The organism is Acidovorax sp. 35-64-16, from assembly GCF_002281195.1.
Taxonomy (GTDB): domain Bacteria; phylum Pseudomonadota; class Gammaproteobacteria; order Burkholderiales; family Burkholderiaceae_C; genus Acidovorax; species Acidovorax defluvii.
Genome location: NZ_NCFM01000003.1, coordinates 118,111 through 134,900 on the forward strand (window position 1 = coordinate 118,111; position 16,790 = coordinate 134,900).

At 66.1% G+C, this 16,790-nt stretch carries 13 protein-coding genes and 1 other RNA gene; 7 read left to right on the forward strand and 7 right to left on the reverse strand.

Translation table 11 applies throughout. The annotated features are described in order from the left end of the window. Positions 1 to 37 precede the first annotated feature (37 nt). The 4 genes from B7Y64_RS03995 to dnaX form a co-directional block, all read right to left on the reverse strand. The gene (locus tag B7Y64_RS03995; RefSeq protein WP_024814691.1) at positions 38 to 460 is read right to left on the reverse strand and encodes an MAPEG family protein; all 423 of its coding nucleotides are present in this window, start codon (positions 458 to 460) and stop codon (positions 38 to 40) included. Positions 461 to 540: 80 nt separating this feature from the next. Further along, positions 541 to 1,131, reverse strand: coding sequence for a recombination mediator RecR (recR, locus tag B7Y64_RS04000; RefSeq protein ID WP_291324155.1), 591 nt, complete (start codon positions 1,129 to 1,131; stop codon positions 541 to 543). Between the two features lie 273 nt (positions 1,132 to 1,404). Then, positions 1,405 to 1,737, reverse strand: a complete 333-nt coding sequence (locus tag B7Y64_RS04005) for a YbaB/EbfC family nucleoid-associated protein (protein WP_024814689.1) — start codon at positions 1,735 to 1,737, stop codon at positions 1,405 to 1,407. Between the two features lie 58 nt (positions 1,738 to 1,795). After that, entirely contained in the window at positions 1,796 to 3,793 is a 1,998-nt protein-coding gene (gene dnaX, locus B7Y64_RS04010) for a DNA polymerase III subunit gamma/tau (protein WP_291324154.1), read from the reverse strand. Between the two features lie 271 nt (positions 3,794 to 4,064). Between dnaX and ffs the strand changes: the two genes are divergently transcribed. From ffs to B7Y64_RS04030, 4 genes are all read left to right on the forward strand, one after another. After that, positions 4,065 to 4,161: signal recognition particle sRNA small type (gene ffs / locus B7Y64_RS04015), an RNA gene on the forward strand. A 69-nt stretch (positions 4,162 to 4,230) separates the two neighbouring features. After that, a complete protein-coding gene (locus B7Y64_RS04020) occupies positions 4,231 to 4,446 on the forward strand; it encodes a hypothetical protein (RefSeq protein WP_155886507.1) in 216 nt (71 codons plus the stop codon). A 5-nt stretch (positions 4,447 to 4,451) separates the two neighbouring features. Beyond that, complete coding sequence (locus B7Y64_RS04025) at positions 4,452 to 6,065, forward strand: L,D-transpeptidase family protein (protein ID WP_291324153.1); 1,614 nt, start codon at positions 4,452 to 4,454, stop codon at positions 6,063 to 6,065. Between the two features lie 118 nt (positions 6,066 to 6,183). Then, positions 6,184 to 6,681: a DUF882 domain-containing protein gene (locus B7Y64_RS04030; protein WP_236637157.1), complete on the forward strand. Its 498-nt coding sequence runs from the start codon at positions 6,184 to 6,186 to the stop codon at positions 6,679 to 6,681. 150 nt (positions 6,682 to 6,831) lie between these two features. On the opposite strand, the gene B7Y64_RS04035 is transcribed toward B7Y64_RS04030, so the two are convergent. The 3 genes from B7Y64_RS04035 to B7Y64_RS04045 are packed head-to-tail and all read right to left on the reverse strand — an operon-like array spanning position 6,832 to position 14,278. Next, the gene (locus tag B7Y64_RS04035; RefSeq protein WP_291324152.1) at positions 6,832 to 8,184 is read right to left on the reverse strand and encodes a TIGR03862 family flavoprotein; all 1,353 of its coding nucleotides are present in this window, start codon (positions 8,182 to 8,184) and stop codon (positions 6,832 to 6,834) included. A gap of 36 nt (positions 8,185 to 8,220) precedes the next feature. Continuing rightward, the gene (locus tag B7Y64_RS04040; protein WP_291328406.1) at positions 8,221 to 11,736 is read right to left on the reverse strand and encodes an exodeoxyribonuclease V subunit beta; all 3,516 of its coding nucleotides are present in this window, start codon (positions 11,734 to 11,736) and stop codon (positions 8,221 to 8,223) included. Further along, positions 11,729 to 14,278 (reverse strand): PD-(D/E)XK nuclease family protein, encoded by a 2,550-nt coding sequence (locus B7Y64_RS04045; RefSeq protein ID WP_291328408.1) that lies wholly within the window; start codon positions 14,276 to 14,278, stop codon positions 11,729 to 11,731. Before B7Y64_RS04045 ends, B7Y64_RS04040 begins: the two co-directional genes overlap by 8 nt. A gap of 109 nt (positions 14,279 to 14,387) precedes the next feature. Between B7Y64_RS04045 and trxA the strand changes: the two genes are divergently transcribed. The 3 genes from trxA to B7Y64_RS04060 all read left to right on the forward strand — a co-directional run bounded on the left by trxA (position 14,388) and on the right by B7Y64_RS04060 (position 16,762). Continuing rightward, the gene (trxA, locus tag B7Y64_RS04050; protein WP_024814681.1) at positions 14,388 to 14,720 is read left to right on the forward strand and encodes a thioredoxin TrxA; all 333 of its coding nucleotides are present in this window, start codon (positions 14,388 to 14,390) and stop codon (positions 14,718 to 14,720) included. 259 nt (positions 14,721 to 14,979) lie between these two features. Next, a complete protein-coding gene (gene rho, locus B7Y64_RS04055; protein ID WP_024814680.1) occupies positions 14,980 to 16,242 on the forward strand; it encodes a transcription termination factor Rho in 1,263 nt (420 codons plus the stop codon). A gap of 262 nt (positions 16,243 to 16,504) precedes the next feature. Further along, the gene (locus B7Y64_RS04060; protein ID WP_005799836.1) at positions 16,505 to 16,762 is read left to right on the forward strand and encodes a type B 50S ribosomal protein L31; all 258 of its coding nucleotides are present in this window, start codon (positions 16,505 to 16,507) and stop codon (positions 16,760 to 16,762) included. Positions 16,763 to 16,790: the final 28 nt, after the last annotated feature.

A 16,790-nucleotide genomic window follows, 5' to 3' on the forward strand; every position in this document is an offset into this window, starting at 1 on the left:
TTCTACGTACCCCGGTGCGGGCCGCAGCCCGCACGCTTTACCGGTAGCCGATGAAGAAAATGGCGATGTTCACCATGAAGCCCGCACCCCAGACCATGCTGCGGGCCTTGGGCATGTCGGAGACATACATCATGATGTAGAAAATGCGCAGCATGACGAACAAGAACGCCAGGATATCGAGCAAGGTCTGCCCTGCCCTCAACTGGTGCGCAATGATGACGGCGCCCATAAAAAACGGCAGCGCCTCGAAACTGTTGGCCTGGGCTGCGTTGGCGCGGGCATGCCAATCGGTCTGGCGGGCCATCCAGGCACGCGGGTCGTGGTTGTCATAGCCACCCTCGCGGCGCGGCTTGCCAAAGCCGCCGCTCTTGGCCAGCCAGGCGCACACCAGGGGCAGCAGCACGGCGACGAAAACGCACCAGTAGGCCACCGTGAAACGCGCCACATGCAAGGAATTCATTTTTGCCCTTAGACGGATCTAGCGCAGCACCGACAAGCGCTGTCCGCTATTAATTCGGGAGTATTCTAGCGACCAAAGGGCTATCGGCGGTCTACCAGTGCATGGGCGATGGTGCCCAGGTCGACATACTCGAGTTCGCTGCCCACGGGCACGCCCCGTGCCAGCCGCGTGACATGCAGGCCCCGGCTCTTGAGCGTCTCACTGATCACATGGGCCGTGGCCTCGCCCTCAGCGTTGAAGTTGGTGGCAAGGATCACCTCCTGCACCACGCCGTTGGAGGCGCGCTCCATGAGCTTGTGCAAGCCAATTTCCTTGGGACCGATACCGTCAAGCGGGCTGAGCCGCCCCATCAACACAAAATACAGCCCCTTGAAGGCGCCCGTGCGCTCCAGCGCCGACTGGTCCGCCGGTGTCTCGACCACGCACAGCCGCGTCGCATCCCGCTCAGGGTCCAGGCAGGTGCTGCAGATGTCGTCTTCGGTGAACGTGTGGCAGCGCGCACAGTGATGCACGTTCTGCACCGCATGGTGCAGCGCCACCGACAAGGCCTCTGCCCCATCGCGGTCATGCTGCATCAAATGAAACGCCATGCGCTGCGCAGACTTGACCCCCACCCCCGGCAAACGGCGCAGCGCCTGGATCAAGACTTCAAGGGCGTTGGTGGAGGACATGGGTTGGAGTGCAATCCGGGTGACATTGGGAGGTGTGTGCGGAGCCAGGCTTCGTCAAGCTAAGCCCGACCGATGGAGTGTTGCAGCCCCGGCTTGATTCAGCCCGAACGAGAGTGAGAAAAAAATCTCCCTGCCTTCACACCCCACCCTCAAGGGCGTAGCGAGCGGGATGAGCTGCTAGGCGGCCGGAGCGCAGCCACCGGAACGTACTTGCAGTACGTGAGGATTCCGAGCACCGCCCAACGACGCAGATCGCCCGCTCGGTAGCCAGCCTCAGAAAGGGAATTTCATGCCGCCGGGGAGGCCTGGCATGCCTTGGGTCAGCTTGCCCATCTTCTCCTGCGAAGTCTCCTCGGCCTTGCGCACCGCTGCATTGAACGCAGCCGCCACCAGGTCTTCCAGCATGTCCTTGTCTTCGGCCAGCAGGCTGGGGTCGATGGTGATGCGCTTGACATCGTGCTTGCAGGTCATCAGCACCTTCACCAGGCCAGCGCCCGATTCGCCTTCCACCTCGATGAAGGCCAGTTCGTCCTGGGCCTTCTTGAGGTTGTCCTGCATGGCCTGGGCTTGCTTCATGAGGCCGGCGAGTTGTCCCTTGTTGAACATGGTGTGGTTTCCTTTTCAGTTTCTGTTGAATGGGTTGAATGGGTTGAATGGTGGTCGGTCATGCAGGCTTGATGCTGCCCGGCACGATTTTCGCGCCGTAGTCGCGCACCAGCGACTGCACATAGGGGTCGTTCATCACGATGTCTTCGGCCACACGCTGGCGCTCGGCGGCGGCGGCGGCGTTGCGGCGGGCGGGGCTGTCAATCACCACGCCCAGTTCCACACTGATCTGGCTGGCATGGCCCGCAGCCTCCAGTGCGGCGCGCAGGCGTTCGCGGGCCTGCGGCTGGTTGAGCGATTCGCGCTCGACACGCAGCAGCCAGTGCCCGGCATCGCGCGCCACCAGCTGGGACTGCAAGGCCAGTTCGCGCACCAGGGCAGAAATGGCCTCGGCCGCCACGAGCTGCTGCACCGCGCTGTGCCACACCTCGCCTTCTTCGGTGGGGGTGTAGCGTGCAGAGACGGGGATGGGCGCAGAGAGCGGCAGCGGTTGCAGCCGCTCGCCGGGCTCGGGCGATTCACGCACCGGGATAGCTACAAATTCAGGAGCACTTTGCGCTTGTACTGATTGCGTTGAGCGTTGATTTTGTTCAAATCTTCCAGTTGTCCGCACCGGCAGCGCTGTAGTGACTGACGCAGTGGACGCCGAAGCGCCCGGCTCGTCCGAGCCCGGCCAGGGAGGCGGCTCAGAGGAGTCGGCAGACTTGGAGGATGTGTCTTGCACCAATGACGGCGCCCGCTCTGAGGCCGTTGCTGCTGGAAGCGTTTGCGCCGCAGGCACAGGTGCTGCGGCTGCCGCAAGAGCCTGCGGGGCAGGAGCCGTCACCGTTCGGACCAAATGCGTTGGCAAGGCGGCGGCAACGGTTGCGGGCACCGCCAAGACCGCCGGTGTCGGGCCGGAAAGAGCCGTCTCAGGCCGCGTCAGAGTTTTTTTTTCAGCCGGTTCGCCCTGGGGCTTGAATGCCAGCAGACGCAGCAGCACCATGGTCAGCGCTGCGTATTCATCGGGCGCCAGGCCCAGCTCGCCGCGCCCATGCAGGCACAGGCTGTAGAGCAGCTGGGTTTCATCGGCTGGCATCAGGGCTGCGAGGCGCGCGGTTTCTGCCGCTTCGGGGTCATCGGCGTCCACCGCGCCCGCCATCTGCGGCACGGCCTGGTAAACGGCCATGCGCTGGAGCACGGCGCTCATCTCTTCCAGCGTGGAGGCGGCCGACAGGCCATTGAGGCGCAGCGTGTCCGAGGTTTCCACCACGGTTTTGCCATCGCCCTGGGCCAGCGCATCGATGAGCCGGAACACATACGAGCGGTCCACCGCCCCCAGCATCTGGCGCACGGCGGCTTCCTGCAACTGGCCGCTGCCAAAGGCAATGGCCTGGTCGGTGAGCGACAGCGCATCGCGCATGGAGCCCCGCGCCGCGCGCGAGAGCAGGCGCAGGGCTTGGGGCTCGGCGGATACGTTCTCGGAGGCCAGCACCTGCGTGAGGTGCGACAGCACGGTTTCGGGCGCCATGGGGCGCAGGTTGAACTGGAGGCAGCGGCTCAGCACCGTGACTGGCACTTTTTGTGGGTCGGTCGTGGCGAGCACGAACTTGAGGTATTCCGGCGGCTCTTCGAGCGTCTTGAGCATGGCGTTGAACGCCGTGTTCGTGAGCATGTGCACTTCGTCGATCATGAAGACCTTGAAGCGGCCCTGCACCGGCTTGTACACCGCCTGCTCCAGCAGGCTCTGCACTTCGTCCACGCCCCGGTTCGATGCGGCATCGAGCTCGGTGTAATCGGGAAAGCGGCCACTGTCGATGTCCGTGCACGCCGAGCACACGCCACACGGCGTGGCCGTGATGCCGCCCTGCCCGTCCGGTCCCTGGCAGTTGAGCGACTTGGCAAGGATGCGCGACACCGTCGTCTTGCCCACACCGCGCGTGCCGGTGAACAGATAGGCGTGGTGCAGGCGCTGCTGCGTGAGCGCGTTGGTGAGGGCCTGCACCACATGCTCCTGCCCCACCATTTCGGTGAAATTGCGGGGGCGGTACTTGCGGGCGAGCACGATGTAGGACATGCCGGCGATTCTACGGCCCATGACCTGTTGGGTTTTGGTGCGGCTCCCCGCAACCTCTTACGCCTTCCGCCACCCGACACTGGCGCGCAATATGCAAGGGATGCCGCGCATGGGCCGCCTCGCCGCGGCGACTTCGTCCCCCTTCCCCTGCGAAGCGCGAGAGAAAGGGCTGAAGACTGCGGCCCCGAGCCTGCCTGGACAGCCTGAAGATCCCCGCCTCTGGCGGCGGGCACCGAACGGCGCAGCCATTCAGGGGGTAGAATCTCATCCTGACGGGCCTCCCCGCATGGTGAAGCGGCCAACCGGGTCAGGTGGGGAACCAAGCAGCCCTAACTGTGGAGCCAGTGCCGGGGGTAAGGCTCGTCAACTTATTTCAGATAATGCGACAGGCAGGGTTGCCCAAACCCTGACGCCACCACACAACCGACGAGGTGCCCGTGTTCGCAGACAACTTCAATCCCCTGGCGGCCCTGGCCGTTGCCAAGTGCCCCCGCTGCCACGCCACAGGGCTGGTGGAAATCGACGGAGAAGCCCATGACAAGGCGCCGGAGACCGACAAGCATCAAGCCAAGTTTCACGTCAATGCCAGTCTCTACGCACAGTGTCCGGCCTGCGGCCTGGTCGGCGAGTGGCCCGGAATGAGTGACCATTGACAACGATGCGTCGTGTTTGCAGCCCCTTGCTGGTTATTTCGTCCGCCTTGCCCCGCTGCCCTGGAACCCCTGCGAATCTGCGCACAGCGTTGCTGGCGCTGTGGCTGGCAGTGTTCCCCCCCATGCTGGGCGCCACACCCTGGCTGGTGGATGGGCGCCCCGCGCCCGCCGCGCAGCAGGCCGTGAACATGCTGGCGGCGGCCGCCGCCGAAGGTCTTCAACCCGAGGATTACCAGGCCGCATGGCTGGCACAGGCCGTGGCGGGGGCGGCCCAGGGCCCCGCGTTGGGTGCTGATGCTGCGCTGCAGCTCGAAGACGCGCTCACCACCGCCGTGCAGAGCTACCTCAGTGACCTGCGCTCGGGTCGGATCGATCCGCGCCAGATTCACCAGAACTACACCCCCACAGCGCTCCCGGTCTCCGCGCCCGCCACTGCCGTGCAGGAAGCTATCGCGCCGCCCCCCGCACTGGCCGATGCCGTGCGTGCGGCCACACCCAAGGTGCCGCTGTATGCCAGCCTGCGCGGCGAGCTGGCCCGCTACCGGGCCCTGGGCAATCCTGCCGCCTGGGACACGCCCCTGCCGCCGCTGCCAGGCCGCAAGCTCGAACCCGGCCAGGCCTGGGCGGGCCTTGCGCAGTTGACGCAGCGCCTGGTGGTGCTGGGGGACCTGCCACCGGACGCACAGCCCCCCGCCCTCTACGACGAAGCATTGCAAAACGGCGTAAAGGCCTTTCAGGAGCGCCACGCCCTGGCCACCGACGGCGTGATCGGCAAGGGCACGCTGGATGCACTGGCCGTTTCGCCCGCAGCCCGCGCACACCAGATTGCGCTGGCCATGGAGCGCCTGCGCTGGACGCCCCTGCTGCGCGGCCCCCGCATGATCGTGGTCAACATCCCCGAGTTCATGCTGCGCGCCTACGAGGTGCAAGACGGCCGGGTATCGCTGCAACTGGCCATGAAGGTGATCGTGGGTAAGGCCCTGGACACCCGCACGCCCCTGTTTGACGAGGACATGCGCTTCATCGAATTCAGCCCCTACTGGAACATTCCGCCGTCCATCGCGCGCAGCGAAACCATTCCCCGGCTGCGGCGCGACCCCGGCTATCTTCAGCAGCAAGGCATGGAGTTTGTGGGCGCCAATGGGCAGGTGCACACCACGCTGGCAGCCGAGCACCTGGACGCCGTGCTGCGCGGGCAGATGCGCATCCGCCAGCGTCCCGGGCCAAAAAACGCGCTGGGCGACATCAAGTTCGTGTTTCCCAACAACAACCATATTTACCTGCACCACACGCCCGCGCCGCTGCTGTTCCAGCGCGACCGGCGGGATTTCAGCCATGGCTGCATCCGCATCGAAGACCCTGTGGCGCTCGCCCGGTTTGTGTTGCACAACGATCCTGCCTGGCCCGAACCACGCATCCGCGAGGCCATGGCCCGTGGCCAGTCGGCCACGCTGCGCCTGGCCGATCCGCTGCCTGTGGTGATTGCCTACAGCACCGCCATCGTCAAGCAGGGAAAGACACACTTCTTTGCCGACCTGTACGGCCAGGACAAGTTGCTCGACCGGGCCCTGCGCCAGCAGTCCGAACAGCGTCGCCTGCGCGCCAGGCCCGGCCTGTGAGCCACTGCACAATGTACAAACAGGTTTCACCGATTTTTTGGGACATGCCATGACACAGCCTCTTGCCCCCCTGAAACCCGGCCGTCGCCATTTCCTGGGCACGGGCGGCCGATGGCTGATGACCGGGGCCCTGCTGCCGCTGGCGCAGCCCGCCCTGGCCAGCCTGCCCGGTGCGCGCAGCCTGGCGTTTGACCACACCCACACCAGCGAACGCCTGGCCCTCGTGTATGCGCTGGGCGAGCAGTTTCTGCCCGAGGCGTTGACCAGTCTCAACCACTTCCTGCGCGACCATTACAGTGGCGAGGCGGGCCTGATGGACCCCCGGTTGTTCCACCTGCTGCACCAGATCCGCCAGGAATTGCGGGTGCAGCAGCCGTTCCAGGTGATCTCCGGCTACCGCAGCCCTGCGACCAACCACACCCTGCGCACCACGCGGGGCGGTGGTGTGGCCAAGCGCAGCCTGCACATGGACGGCAAGGCCATCGACGTGCGCCTGCCCGGCGTGCCGCTGGCCGACTTGCGCGATGCGGCGCTGTCGCTGGGCATGGGCGGCGTGGGGTTTTACCCGCGCGAGCAGTTCGTGCATGTGGACACGGGCCCGGTGCGCCGCTGGTAGGCCTGGTCGCCAGCCCCATCAACGGCTCAACGCGGTCATGTCAGGTGCGAGGTGACTGCGCCTGCGATGGGCCCGTCCGGCACCGGTGCGGGCGCATCGTCTGCCCCCGCATCGAATGCTATATTTTTAATAGCTATTAGCGCTTTACCATCAAGCGCCAGAGCCCAAAAACACCAAAACTCCGCGCCCTGCCTGCACGCCGCTGGCCAGACTGGCTGTGAGCAGGTAACCACCGGTGGGCGCCTCCCAGTCGAGCATTTCGCCGGCGCAGAACACGCCGGGCGCGGCAGTGGCCATCAGGTGCTCATCCAGCGCCTCGAACGCCACACCGCCCGCCGTGCTGATGGCCTCGTCCAGCGGACGGGTGGCCACCACGGTGATGGGCAATGCCTTGATCGCGTGGGCCAGCGCCACCGGGTCGTTCATGCCGTCCTTGCCCAGGTGTTCGTACAAAACGCCCGCCTTGATGCCATCCAGCCCCAGACGGCTCTTGAGGTGGCTGGACAGCGAGCGTGAGCCACGCGGGTGGCGCACCTCGACCAGCACACGCTCGGGGCTGTGGTCGGGCAACAGATCCAGATGGAACGTGGCGTGGCCATGGACCTCGATCTCGTCGCGCAGCAACTGCGATGCGGCATAGACCAGGCTGCCCTCCACCCCCGTGGCCGTAACGACAAACTCGCCCCGCCGGTTGAAGCTGCGGCCCTGGCTGTCGGTGAAGCTGAGCGCCACGGTCTTGAAAGGCTGGCCGACAAAACGCTCGGCAAAATGCGGCGACCAGCCCACTGCGGGTGTGGGCGTGCGGCCGATCAGCTCCTGAAAAAACGCACGGCGGGTTTCACCCACGGGCGCATCAGCCCGCAACACATCAAAGCCACAGTTGGACGGACGCAGCGGCGCCACGGCCACGCCGCGCTGTGCCAGCAGCGGCACCCAGGCGCCGTCGGACCCCAGGCGTGCCCAGCTGCCACCGCCCAGCGCCAGCACCACCGCCCTGGCCGTCACCTGCACCTCGCCTGCAGACGCGGCAAAACGCAACGCACCGCCATCGGCCCAACCCAGCCAGCGGTGGCGCATGTGGAACTGCACACCCTGCGCGCGCAGGCGCTGCAGCCAGGCGCGCAGCAGGGGCGCGGCCTTCATGTCGGCCGGGAACACGCGGCCCGATGTGCCCACGAAGGTTTCCACCCCCAGCCCCTGCGCCCAGGCCCGCACCTCGGGGCCACCAAACGCCCGGATCAGCGGCTCGATCTGCGGCTGGCGCCCGGCATAGCGGCTGGCAAAAGGCTCATGCGGCTCGGAATGCGTGAGATTGAGCCCGCCCTTGCCCGCCAGCAAAAACTTGCGGCCCACCGAGGGCATGGCATCGAACAGGTGCACGGCCACACCGGCCTGCGCCAGCACCTCGGCCGCCATCAGCCCTGCCGGGCCGCCGCCCACGATGGCGACGTCGCAGCGCAGATGGGAGGCCACATCAGGAGTCAGGTCGGAAGGAGCATTCATGAGAAAACCTTTGAATCATTCGAAAACGCGCAGCGTTCAGAACAGCGAGCCCTGAACAGCGCTCTGAGATGGGCCACCACCTGCGCCGTCCATGCCGGGCGCGGCCGGTGGCGCGTGTGTGGATGCCGCCGCAGTGGACTGCGCAGCGGGGGCGAGAGTATGCCGCACGCTCCCCGCCCCCTGCCCGGTGCCCGCCACCAGGGCACCCTCGTCGGCGGGGTCGGCATCGCCATGCACGCGCACCATGCGCCCGTCGCCCGTCAGAAAGGCTGCCCACACGCGCTCGCCAGGAACTTGCCCCGACACCGCCGCACGGTAGCGCTGCAACTGGGCCATCAAAGCGGGCTGGCGCTCGGGCTCGGCGGCACTTTTGTAGTCCAGCACCCACCAGCCCGCGCGCTCGGGCGGCTGGTGGCAGTGCACCAGGCGGTCGATGCGCAGGCTTTGGCCCTGGTAGCGCAGCGGAGCTTCGTTGATGGTGGTGTCCACCATGGTGGCATCCCAGGCCCAAGCGCCCTCGCCCGCCAGAATGCGTTGCGCGGTCAGGGCGGCAATGCGCGCTGCGCCCACGGTGATGTCAAAGTCCTGCGCCAGCCGGGCCACGCGGGCCGCGGGCCAGCCCTGGGTGCGCAGGTCGGCCAGCGGGGCACCTGCCACGCCGGCCTGCTCCAGCAACTGGTGCATGGCCTCGCCCAGGCGCGAAGCGGGGGTGGACAGCGATGCCTCCGGGTCGGCCGGATCGGCGCCCTCTTGCACCGGCCGGGGAATGGCGCGCAGTTCGGCAGGAAGCACCGGCAACTCGGCCAGGGTGAACTGGTCGTGCACGCCGTGCGTCGTCGCGGCAACCCCATCTGCGTCAACCGCGTCCAACGCCTCCACATCCGCCAGCAACGGTGCCAGCCGGTTCCACCAGCTGCCCGGCGCTGACACTTTGGGCAACACGGACGACAGCGCCAGGCAGTGTTTGGCGCGCGTCATGGCCACGTAGAGCATGTTGAGTTCTTCGCGCTGGCGGGCTTGCTGCTCAGCGGCCAAGGCGGCTTCGGCGCTGGGCGGCGGGCTGGATTCGCTGGCCAGAAAGACAAAGCCTGCGGGTTCGGTCTTTTCGCCGGGCCAATCGACCAGCACGCCCATGGTCTCGGCCTTTTGCGGGCGGGTGTCGGTGTCCAGCAGCAGCACGCAGCGCGCCTCCAGCCCCTTGGCGCCGTGCACGGTGAGCAGGCGCACCGCCTGCGCATCCACCCGGCCGGGCGCGCGCACGCCACCTTTTTTCATGGCGCGCACGAAGGCGTAGGGCGTGAGGTAGCGGCCGCCATCGTGCTGCAGCGCGGCTGACAGCAGCGCGCGCAGATTGGCCAGCACCGCCATGCGCTGCGCCGCCGGGGCGGCGGCGGCAAAGCGGGCCAGCAGGTCGCCATGCTGGTAGATGGCGTGCAGCGCATCGTGCGGCGGCAGGGTGTCTACCCACGCCTTGTATTGAGTCAAATTGGCCGCTAGCGCTTGTGTATCAAGCGCTAGTAGCTCACTTTTTTGCAGCAAATCAAACCAGCTGCTGCCTGCATGCTCGGGCTGGCGGCGCAGCGCGGCCAGGGCCACGAGGGCGTCGTCGCCTAGGCCGAACAGCGGCGACTTGAGTGCGCGGGCCAGCGACAGGTCGTGCCCGGTGGACACCAGCGCATCGAGCAGCGCCACGATGTCCTGCACCTCGGGCGCGTCGAACAAATCGGCCTTTTCGGGTTGCACGCAGGGAAGGTGAAGCGCGCGCAAGGCATCCTGCATGGCGGCGAGCCGGTCGCGCTTGCGGGCCAGCACCAGCACTTCGTTCGGCGGCGTGCCTGCAGCGATCTGCGCGGCCACCCACGCAGCGGCCTGCGTGCATTCGCGCATGCGCTGGGTTTCTTCGGCCTCGTGACGCGGCTCGGTCAGGCTGTCGCGCCAGGCCAACGGGTCGGTGCTGCCACCACCGGCGCTATCCGGGGGCAGGATGGCGGGCAGGCGCAGCAACACGCCGGGGTCTTTGGATTCGGTGGTGTGATCGCGGAACCCGCTGGTCTCGCCCTGCGCCTGGGCCGCGCCCATCACGTGGTTCACGGCGGCGATCACGCCCGTCGCGTTGCGGCGCGTGTGGTCACAGCTGAGCAGGTCGCCACCCAGCCCGTCACGCACAAAAGCCTGTGCGGCAATGAACACCTGTGGCTCGGCACGGCGAAAGCGGTAGATGCTCTGCTTGGGATCGCCCACGATGAACACACTGGGCGGCTTCTGGCCACTGGCGCCGCCGCCCGAGCCCGCATAGCCAGACAGCCACGCATGCAGCGCCTGCCATTGCAGCGGGTTGGTGTCCTGAAACTCATCCACCAGCAGGTGGCGGATGCGCGCATCCAGCCGCTCTTGCACCCAGCCCGAGAGGATCGGGTCAGCCAGCATGACCAGCGCGGTGCGCTCCACATCGTTCATGTCCACCCAGCCATGCTGGTGCTTGACGGCGGCAAACTCTGCAATCAGGCAGCGCGCGAGCCGGGCCATGCGCTGCTGGTGCTGCCAGGCGTCGTGCTGGCGGCGCGCGGTGAGCAGGCGCTGCAGCTCGGGCTCGGCCTCCTGCGCGGCGGGGAATTTTTCGAGGTTCTTGGAAAGGCGGTCTTCCTTGGCGACGAACATGGCCTTGCGCAACAGATCGAGGCGCAGGTTCAGGTCGCTACAGGCCAGCGCATCGATGATGGCGTCGGCCGCCTTTTGCGGCGTCTTGTTGGACTCGGCCCCCAGCGCCTTGGCGCGGGCCAGCCAGCGCTGGTGGCAGGCGTCGCTCTGCAGCGCGTCGGCGGGCTCGTTGAAAGCGGCCAGTTCCGGGCAGTGCACCTGGAACGGCGGCACCGAGGCATCGACCACACCCGCCCCATCGGCCAGGTCAAACTCCACCCGCTTGGACAGCGCCGCTGCCAGCGCCTTGTGCATTTGCGACCGGCCATGGCGGGCCACCACGGCCTCGTAGTCGGCGCGCAGGCTGGCGCTGGTGGCAACGGCGTGCAGGAACGGCCCCCACACCTCGCGCACGGCCTCGGCATCGTCTTCAAGCAGCTCAAAGTTGGCGGGCAGGCCCTGCGCCTGCAGCAGCGCCAGCGGGGCCGTGCCGAGCAGCGCGGCAAACCAGCTGTGGAAGGTGCGGATCTGCACCGGGCGGCCGCTGGCCAGCATCTGGCGGTATAAATTTTGTAGCGCCTCGCGCTTATCCAGAGCGCGCTGGGGGCTGATTCCCCTTGCAACCAGCTCACGCGTCAGCTCATCCAGCGGCGCTTCAGCAAAGGCCTCCAGCCATTCCTGCAGGCGCTGGCGCATTTCGCCCGCCGCCTTCTTGGTGAAGGTGATGGCCAGAATCTCGTGCGGCGCGGCACCGTCGAGCAAGGCCCGCAGCATGCGCGAGACCAGCATCCAGGTCTTGCCCGCGCCCGCGCAAGCCTCCACCGCCACGCTGCGCGCGGGGTCGCAGGCGATGGCGTAAAACGCCTCGCGTGAGACGGGCTGGCCGTTGTGTTCGTACGCGGCTTGTTCAGTCATTCCAGAAGTCTTTTCGGCAAAGGCCGCGCGCGGCGCAGTAGTCGCACACGGCGCCCTCGCCCAGGGCGGGCATCGGTGCACCTGCTGCAATGCGAGCGAAGTCGTGCTGGATGCCTTCGACCAGCAGGTCGCGCAGGTGCACCACCTCGTCCTGTTCGTGCATCTGCGTCTCGCCGCGTTCACCCACATTCACGTAGGCGGCGCGCAGCGTGTCGTGGCTCAGCAAGGCGGCATAGAACGCGAGCTGGGTGTCTTCAGCGCCCGCGCCAATGCGTTTGCGCGTGACGGTGTCGTTCTCGGTCTTGTAGTCGATGACCAGCGGCGTGGGCTCACCGGTGGACGAGACGGCATCGATGCGGTCGATGGTGCCCACCAATTGCAGGGCGCCCAGCGGCTGGGTGGTCTGCACCTCGGCCTGCCGGAAATGCCCCCCGGCCCGCTCATGCTGCGCAAGCCAGCGCAAATATCCATCGCGCACCTGCGGCCAGCCTGCGGCGAACGGCAAGAAATCGCCCTCTCCCAGGCCTTGCTGCCGCGTGACGGCTTGCGCCGCGCTGTCCATGCGGGCAACGCGGGTGGCTGCGTCGTCCGTCGGGTGGGCCAGCAGTTCCTCATGAAAGTGCTGCAGCACCGCGTGCAGCCAGTTGCCAAAGTCGCGCTTGTCCACTTCAGCCGCCAGTTCGTCGGCCTCTTGCAGGCCCAGCTGGCGCAGTGCAAAAAAGCGGTAGGGGCAATGCCGCAGGTCGGAGTACGCGGTGGACGACAGGCGCAGCACCGGCAGCGCGCTGCCATCAGGCAAGGGCCGCACTGTGGGGTGGGCCACGACCGCGCGCTGGCTGCGGCCGTCCGCGCCCTTGCTGGCCGTGCCATCGAGGTGCAGCGCCAGCACCAGCGCGCTGGCCAGCAAGGGTTCACCGCCTTCGTCGCCCGTGCGCCAAAGCACATCCACCGCCGGTGTCTGCAGCGCGTACTGCCACGCGGCGCGCTGTGCCACTTCCAGCGATTCGCGCGTGGGCAGGCCCCAGGCCTGGCGCTGCGCCTGGGTCCAGTCGCCCAGGGGCTCGGGCGAGGGCTGCAGGCGTTTTTCATCGCAGCCAGGCAGCACCAGCGCGGCAAATGGCCGGGCCAGCAACTGGGGCATGGGCAGAACAATCACCGGCGCATCACCTTCCAGGGCGGGGACAAAACGCGCAGCCTCCAACACCTCGTTGGCCCAGCGGGTGAACTCGGCAAGCGACATGCGGCGTCCCGCGCTGCTCCAGTCCTCCAGCTCGGCCTCCTGGCCCGCCTGCAGGCGCAGCGCCGTCAGCACACGGGCGCCTGCGGCATCCGCCTCCAGCAACGGCCATTGGCCACTGGCCATCAACAGGGCACGCAAGGCCTGCAGCCACTGCGCCAGAGCGCGCGGCGCACGCAGGCCCTCGCGCCAGTCCTGCACCTGGGCCACACAGGCAGCCTGGGCCGGCTTGTCCGACCAGTCACGACCCGCAGCGCCGGACCAGGCCACCACCGAGGCCTTGCGCAGTGCGCGCTCCAGGCCGTTGAGCACCACAGGGGCGATGAGCGGCGCATGTTTGAGCCAGTCGAGCACTTCGTCGGTCGATGCGTTCCAGGCCGAGGCCTTGAGCGCGGCCATCAGCTGCGCCGCAGCCCGGGTGGTGGAAAGGGTCCAGCCGTTTTCATCGCGCACGGCCACCCCGCAGCTGGCCAGGTGTGCACCCACGCGGCGTGTGAGGGCGCGGTCGTTGGCCGCCAGCGCCACCGGGGTGCGGCCGGCCACCACATGGGCGAGCACACAGGCGGCTGCGCGCTGGGCTTCGTCCTCGGCATCCTGCGCGGCGTGCAGCGCAATGTGGCCGGTGGCATGGGGCTCGGTCGCCGCTGACGGCAAGACCAGGGCCGCCGCCTTGTCGCCCCAATGGGCCTGCAGCGCCTGCGCCAGAGGCTCCACCTGAAAACCTTGCAGCACCACCAGGGCATCCACCGACTGGAGCACGCCAGGCTCGAACAACACATCGGTGGCGTGGCGCGAGGCCAGCACCCATTCCAGCGCAATGCGGGCCACCACGGCCTCGAAACGCAGGGTGCTGCCTTCGTCGGGCTCTGGCAAGAGGCTGCGTGCCTGGATGCCCCAGGCCTCGCGCTGCGCAGGCGCAACGGCCGCCACTGCAGCCGCCAGCTGGGTGGCCGCCTCTTGCAACGGCACTGCCAGCACATCGCGCTGCGCGGCCAGACCGGCACGATCGAGCAAGGTGCGGGCAGTGAGGGTGTCGCGTGCCACATCCCCGGCCAGATCATCGCCCTGCGGCACAAAGGCGGCCAACTGGCGGGCCCAGTTGCGCGTGGTTTCAAAGCGGGGCGTAAATCCGTCGGCGTGGTGCAAGGCCCAGTAACGCTGCGCCCATGGCATGAGCTGCGCATAGGGAACCAGCACCACCGTGCGCGCAGGATGGGCCGCCAGCCCGTGCAGGTGCGCCTCCACCTGCGCCAGCACGCGCAGCCACAACGCCGCGCATTGATCGCTTTTCGCTATGACTGTCATAGCGTCGCAAGGCGCGGCCACACCGGTGAACGTGGGATTGGTTTCTGTCACAATGCCCAGACTTTAAACGTACACCGGTCGCAACCCGCTCAAAATCAAGGAATCCGCAATGGCCAGCGAACTCATCAAACATCTCTCTGACGCCAGCTTCGAAGCCGATGTGCTCAAGGCCAGCACCCCGGTGCTGGTGGACTACTGGGCCGAATGGTGTGGCCCCTGCAAGATGATTGCCCCCATCCTGGACGAAGTGGCAGGCACCTACCAGGGCAAGCTGCAAATCGCCAAGATGAATGTGGACGAGAACCGCGAGATCCCCGCCAAGTTCGGCATCCGTGGCATCCCCACGCTGATGCTGTTCAAGGACGGACAGCTCGCTGCCACCAAGGTGGGCGCCATGAGCAAGGCCCAGCTCACCGCATTCATTGATCAGCAACTGGCCTGATTCCGGACTGCCTGCCAGCGCCCTGGTTTCGGGGTCGCTGGCCAGGTCAAGGCCCTGTTTGTTTTTTGCCTGACACCGCCATCGTTGTGCATCGCGGTCGGCACGGATTTTTTTCCTGTCATAATTTCACCAGATCACCGGCTTGCACGCATTGGCAACCGGTTCGAGATCCCCAGGCAAGCCGGGGCTGCAAACAGCGGCTCTCCCAGCTTCCGCCTCTCCCCCAAGATTCACACCAGCTCCGCCAAGGAGTCACTCCATGCACTTAAACGAACTCAAGGCACTGCATGTGTCTGAAGTCCTGAAGCAAGCCGAAGAACTCGAAATCGAAAACACGGGCCGCATGCGCAAGCAGGAGCTGATGTTTGCGATCATCAAGAAGCGGGCCAAGACCGGGGAACAAATCATTGCCGACGGCGTGCTGGAAATTCTGCCCGACGGTTTCGGCTTTCTGCGCAGCCCCGACACGAGCTTCACGGCAAGCACGGACGATATCTACATCAGTCCCAGCCAGGTGCGTCGTTTCAACCTGCACACCGGCGACATGATCGAAGGTGAAGTCCGTACACCCAAAGACGGTGAACGTTACTTCGCACTGAACAAACTCGACTCCGTCAACGGCGGCTCACCGGAGCAGAACAAGCACAAGGTGATGTTCGAAAACCTGACGCCCCTGTTCCCCAAGGAGCAGATGCGCCTGGAGCGCGACGTCAAGAGCGAAGAGAACATCACCGGCCGCATCATTGACATCATTGCCCCCATCGGCCGTGGCCAGCGCGCACTGATCGTCGCTCCGCCCAAAAGCGGCAAGACGGTGATGATGCAGCACATCGCCCACGCCATCACGGCCAACAACCCCGACGTGCACCTGATGGTGCTGCTGGTGGATGAGCGCCCTGAAGAAGTGACCGAAATGCAGCGCACGGTGAAGGGCGAGATCATCGCCTCCACCTTCGACGAGCCCGCTGCACGCCACGTGCACGTGGCCGAGATGGTGATCGAGCGTGCAAAGCGCCTCGTCGAGTTGAAAAAAGACGTGGTGATCCTGCTGGACTCCATCACCCGCCTTGCCCGCGCCTACAACAACGTGGTGCCGTCATCCGGCAAAGTGCTGTCGGGTGGTGTGGACGCCGCCGCACTGCAGCGCCCCAAGCGCTTCTTTGGCGCGGCGCGCAAGGTCGAAGAAGGCGGTTCGCTCACCATCATCGCCACGGCGCTGGTCGATACCGGCAGCCGCATGGACGAAGTGATCTTTGAAGAATTCAAGGGCACTGGCAACTGCGAAATCCACCTGAACCGCCGCCTGTACGAAAAACGCGTGTTCCCCGCCATCGAACTCAACAAGAGCGGCACGCGCCGCGAAGAGCTGCTGCTGGCGCCAGAGATTCTGCAGAAGACCCGCATCCTGCGCCAGTTCATGTACAACATGGACGAGATCGAGTCGATGGAACTGATGATCAAGAACATGAAGGCCACCAAGAGCAATGTCGAGTTTTTCGACATGATGCGAAGAGGCGGGTAAGCCCCCAGAGCCGCCTTCGGCGTCATCCCCCCAGGGGGACGCCACCGGTGGCCTGGCAGAGCCAGTTCCACGGTGGCACTGGCATGAGCGCGGCTCGAAGTTAAGCGCCATGGGAAAAGTGGCGCAGCTATCCACCAAAAACGACGTCAACCGCGTCTATGCCATAATCGTGGGCTTTTTCTGCGGAAAGTACGCTGGATGTTTCACGAAGCAAAGGTTGCTTCGGGTCCCGCACGGCTCCCGCACTTGACAAGGATTGATCATGAAAGAAGGCATTCACCCCAACTACCGCGAAGTTCTGTTCGTGGACCTGTCCAATGGTTTCAAGTTTGTGACCCGCTCTTGCGTGAACACCAAGGAAATGGGCAAGACCGACGACGGCCGTGAGCTTCCCATGTTCAAGCTGGACACCTCCAGCGAATCGCATCCTTTCTATACCGGTACGCAAAAGTCCGTGGACAACATGGGCGGCCGCGTGGAGCGTTTCCGCAACCGTTTCGGCAAGACTGCAGCCAAGTAATTCGCCGCATTTCCGCCAAGAAGGCAGC

Bases quoted from the DNA above. Each gene is read 5' to 3' on its own strand.
- B7Y64_RS03995 (WP_024814691.1), bottom strand. From the start codon at position 460: ATGAATTCCTTGCATGTGGCGCGTTTCACGGTGGCCTACTGGTGCGTT.
- recR (WP_291324155.1), bottom strand. From the start codon at position 1,131: ATGTCCTCCACCAACGCCCTTGAAGTCTTGATCCAGGCGCTGCGCCGT.
- B7Y64_RS04005 (WP_024814689.1), bottom strand. From the start codon at position 1,737: ATGTTCAACAAGGGACAACTCGCCGGCCTCATGAAGCAAGCCCAGGCC.
- dnaX (WP_291324154.1), bottom strand. From the start codon at position 3,793: ATGTCCTACATCGTGCTCGCCCGCAAGTACCGCCCCCGCAATTTCACC.
- B7Y64_RS04025 (WP_291324153.1), top strand. From the start codon at position 4,452: ATGCGTCGTGTTTGCAGCCCCTTGCTGGTTATTTCGTCCGCCTTGCCC.
- B7Y64_RS04030 (WP_236637157.1), top strand. From the start codon at position 6,184: ATGACCGGGGCCCTGCTGCCGCTGGCGCAGCCCGCCCTGGCCAGCCTG.
- B7Y64_RS04035 (WP_291324152.1), bottom strand. From the start codon at position 8,184: ATGAATGCTCCTTCCGACCTGACTCCTGATGTGGCCTCCCATCTGCGC.
- B7Y64_RS04040 (WP_291328406.1), bottom strand. From the start codon at position 11,736: ATGACTGAACAAGCCGCGTACGAACACAACGGCCAGCCCGTCTCACGC.
- B7Y64_RS04045 (WP_291328408.1), bottom strand. From the start codon at position 14,278: ATGACAGTCATAGCGAAAAGCGATCAATGCGCGGCGTTGTGGCTGCGC.
- trxA (WP_024814681.1), top strand. From the start codon at position 14,388: ATGGCCAGCGAACTCATCAAACATCTCTCTGACGCCAGCTTCGAAGCC.
- rho (WP_024814680.1), top strand. From the start codon at position 14,980: ATGCACTTAAACGAACTCAAGGCACTGCATGTGTCTGAAGTCCTGAAG.
- B7Y64_RS04060 (WP_005799836.1), top strand. From the start codon at position 16,505: ATGAAAGAAGGCATTCACCCCAACTACCGCGAAGTTCTGTTCGTGGAC.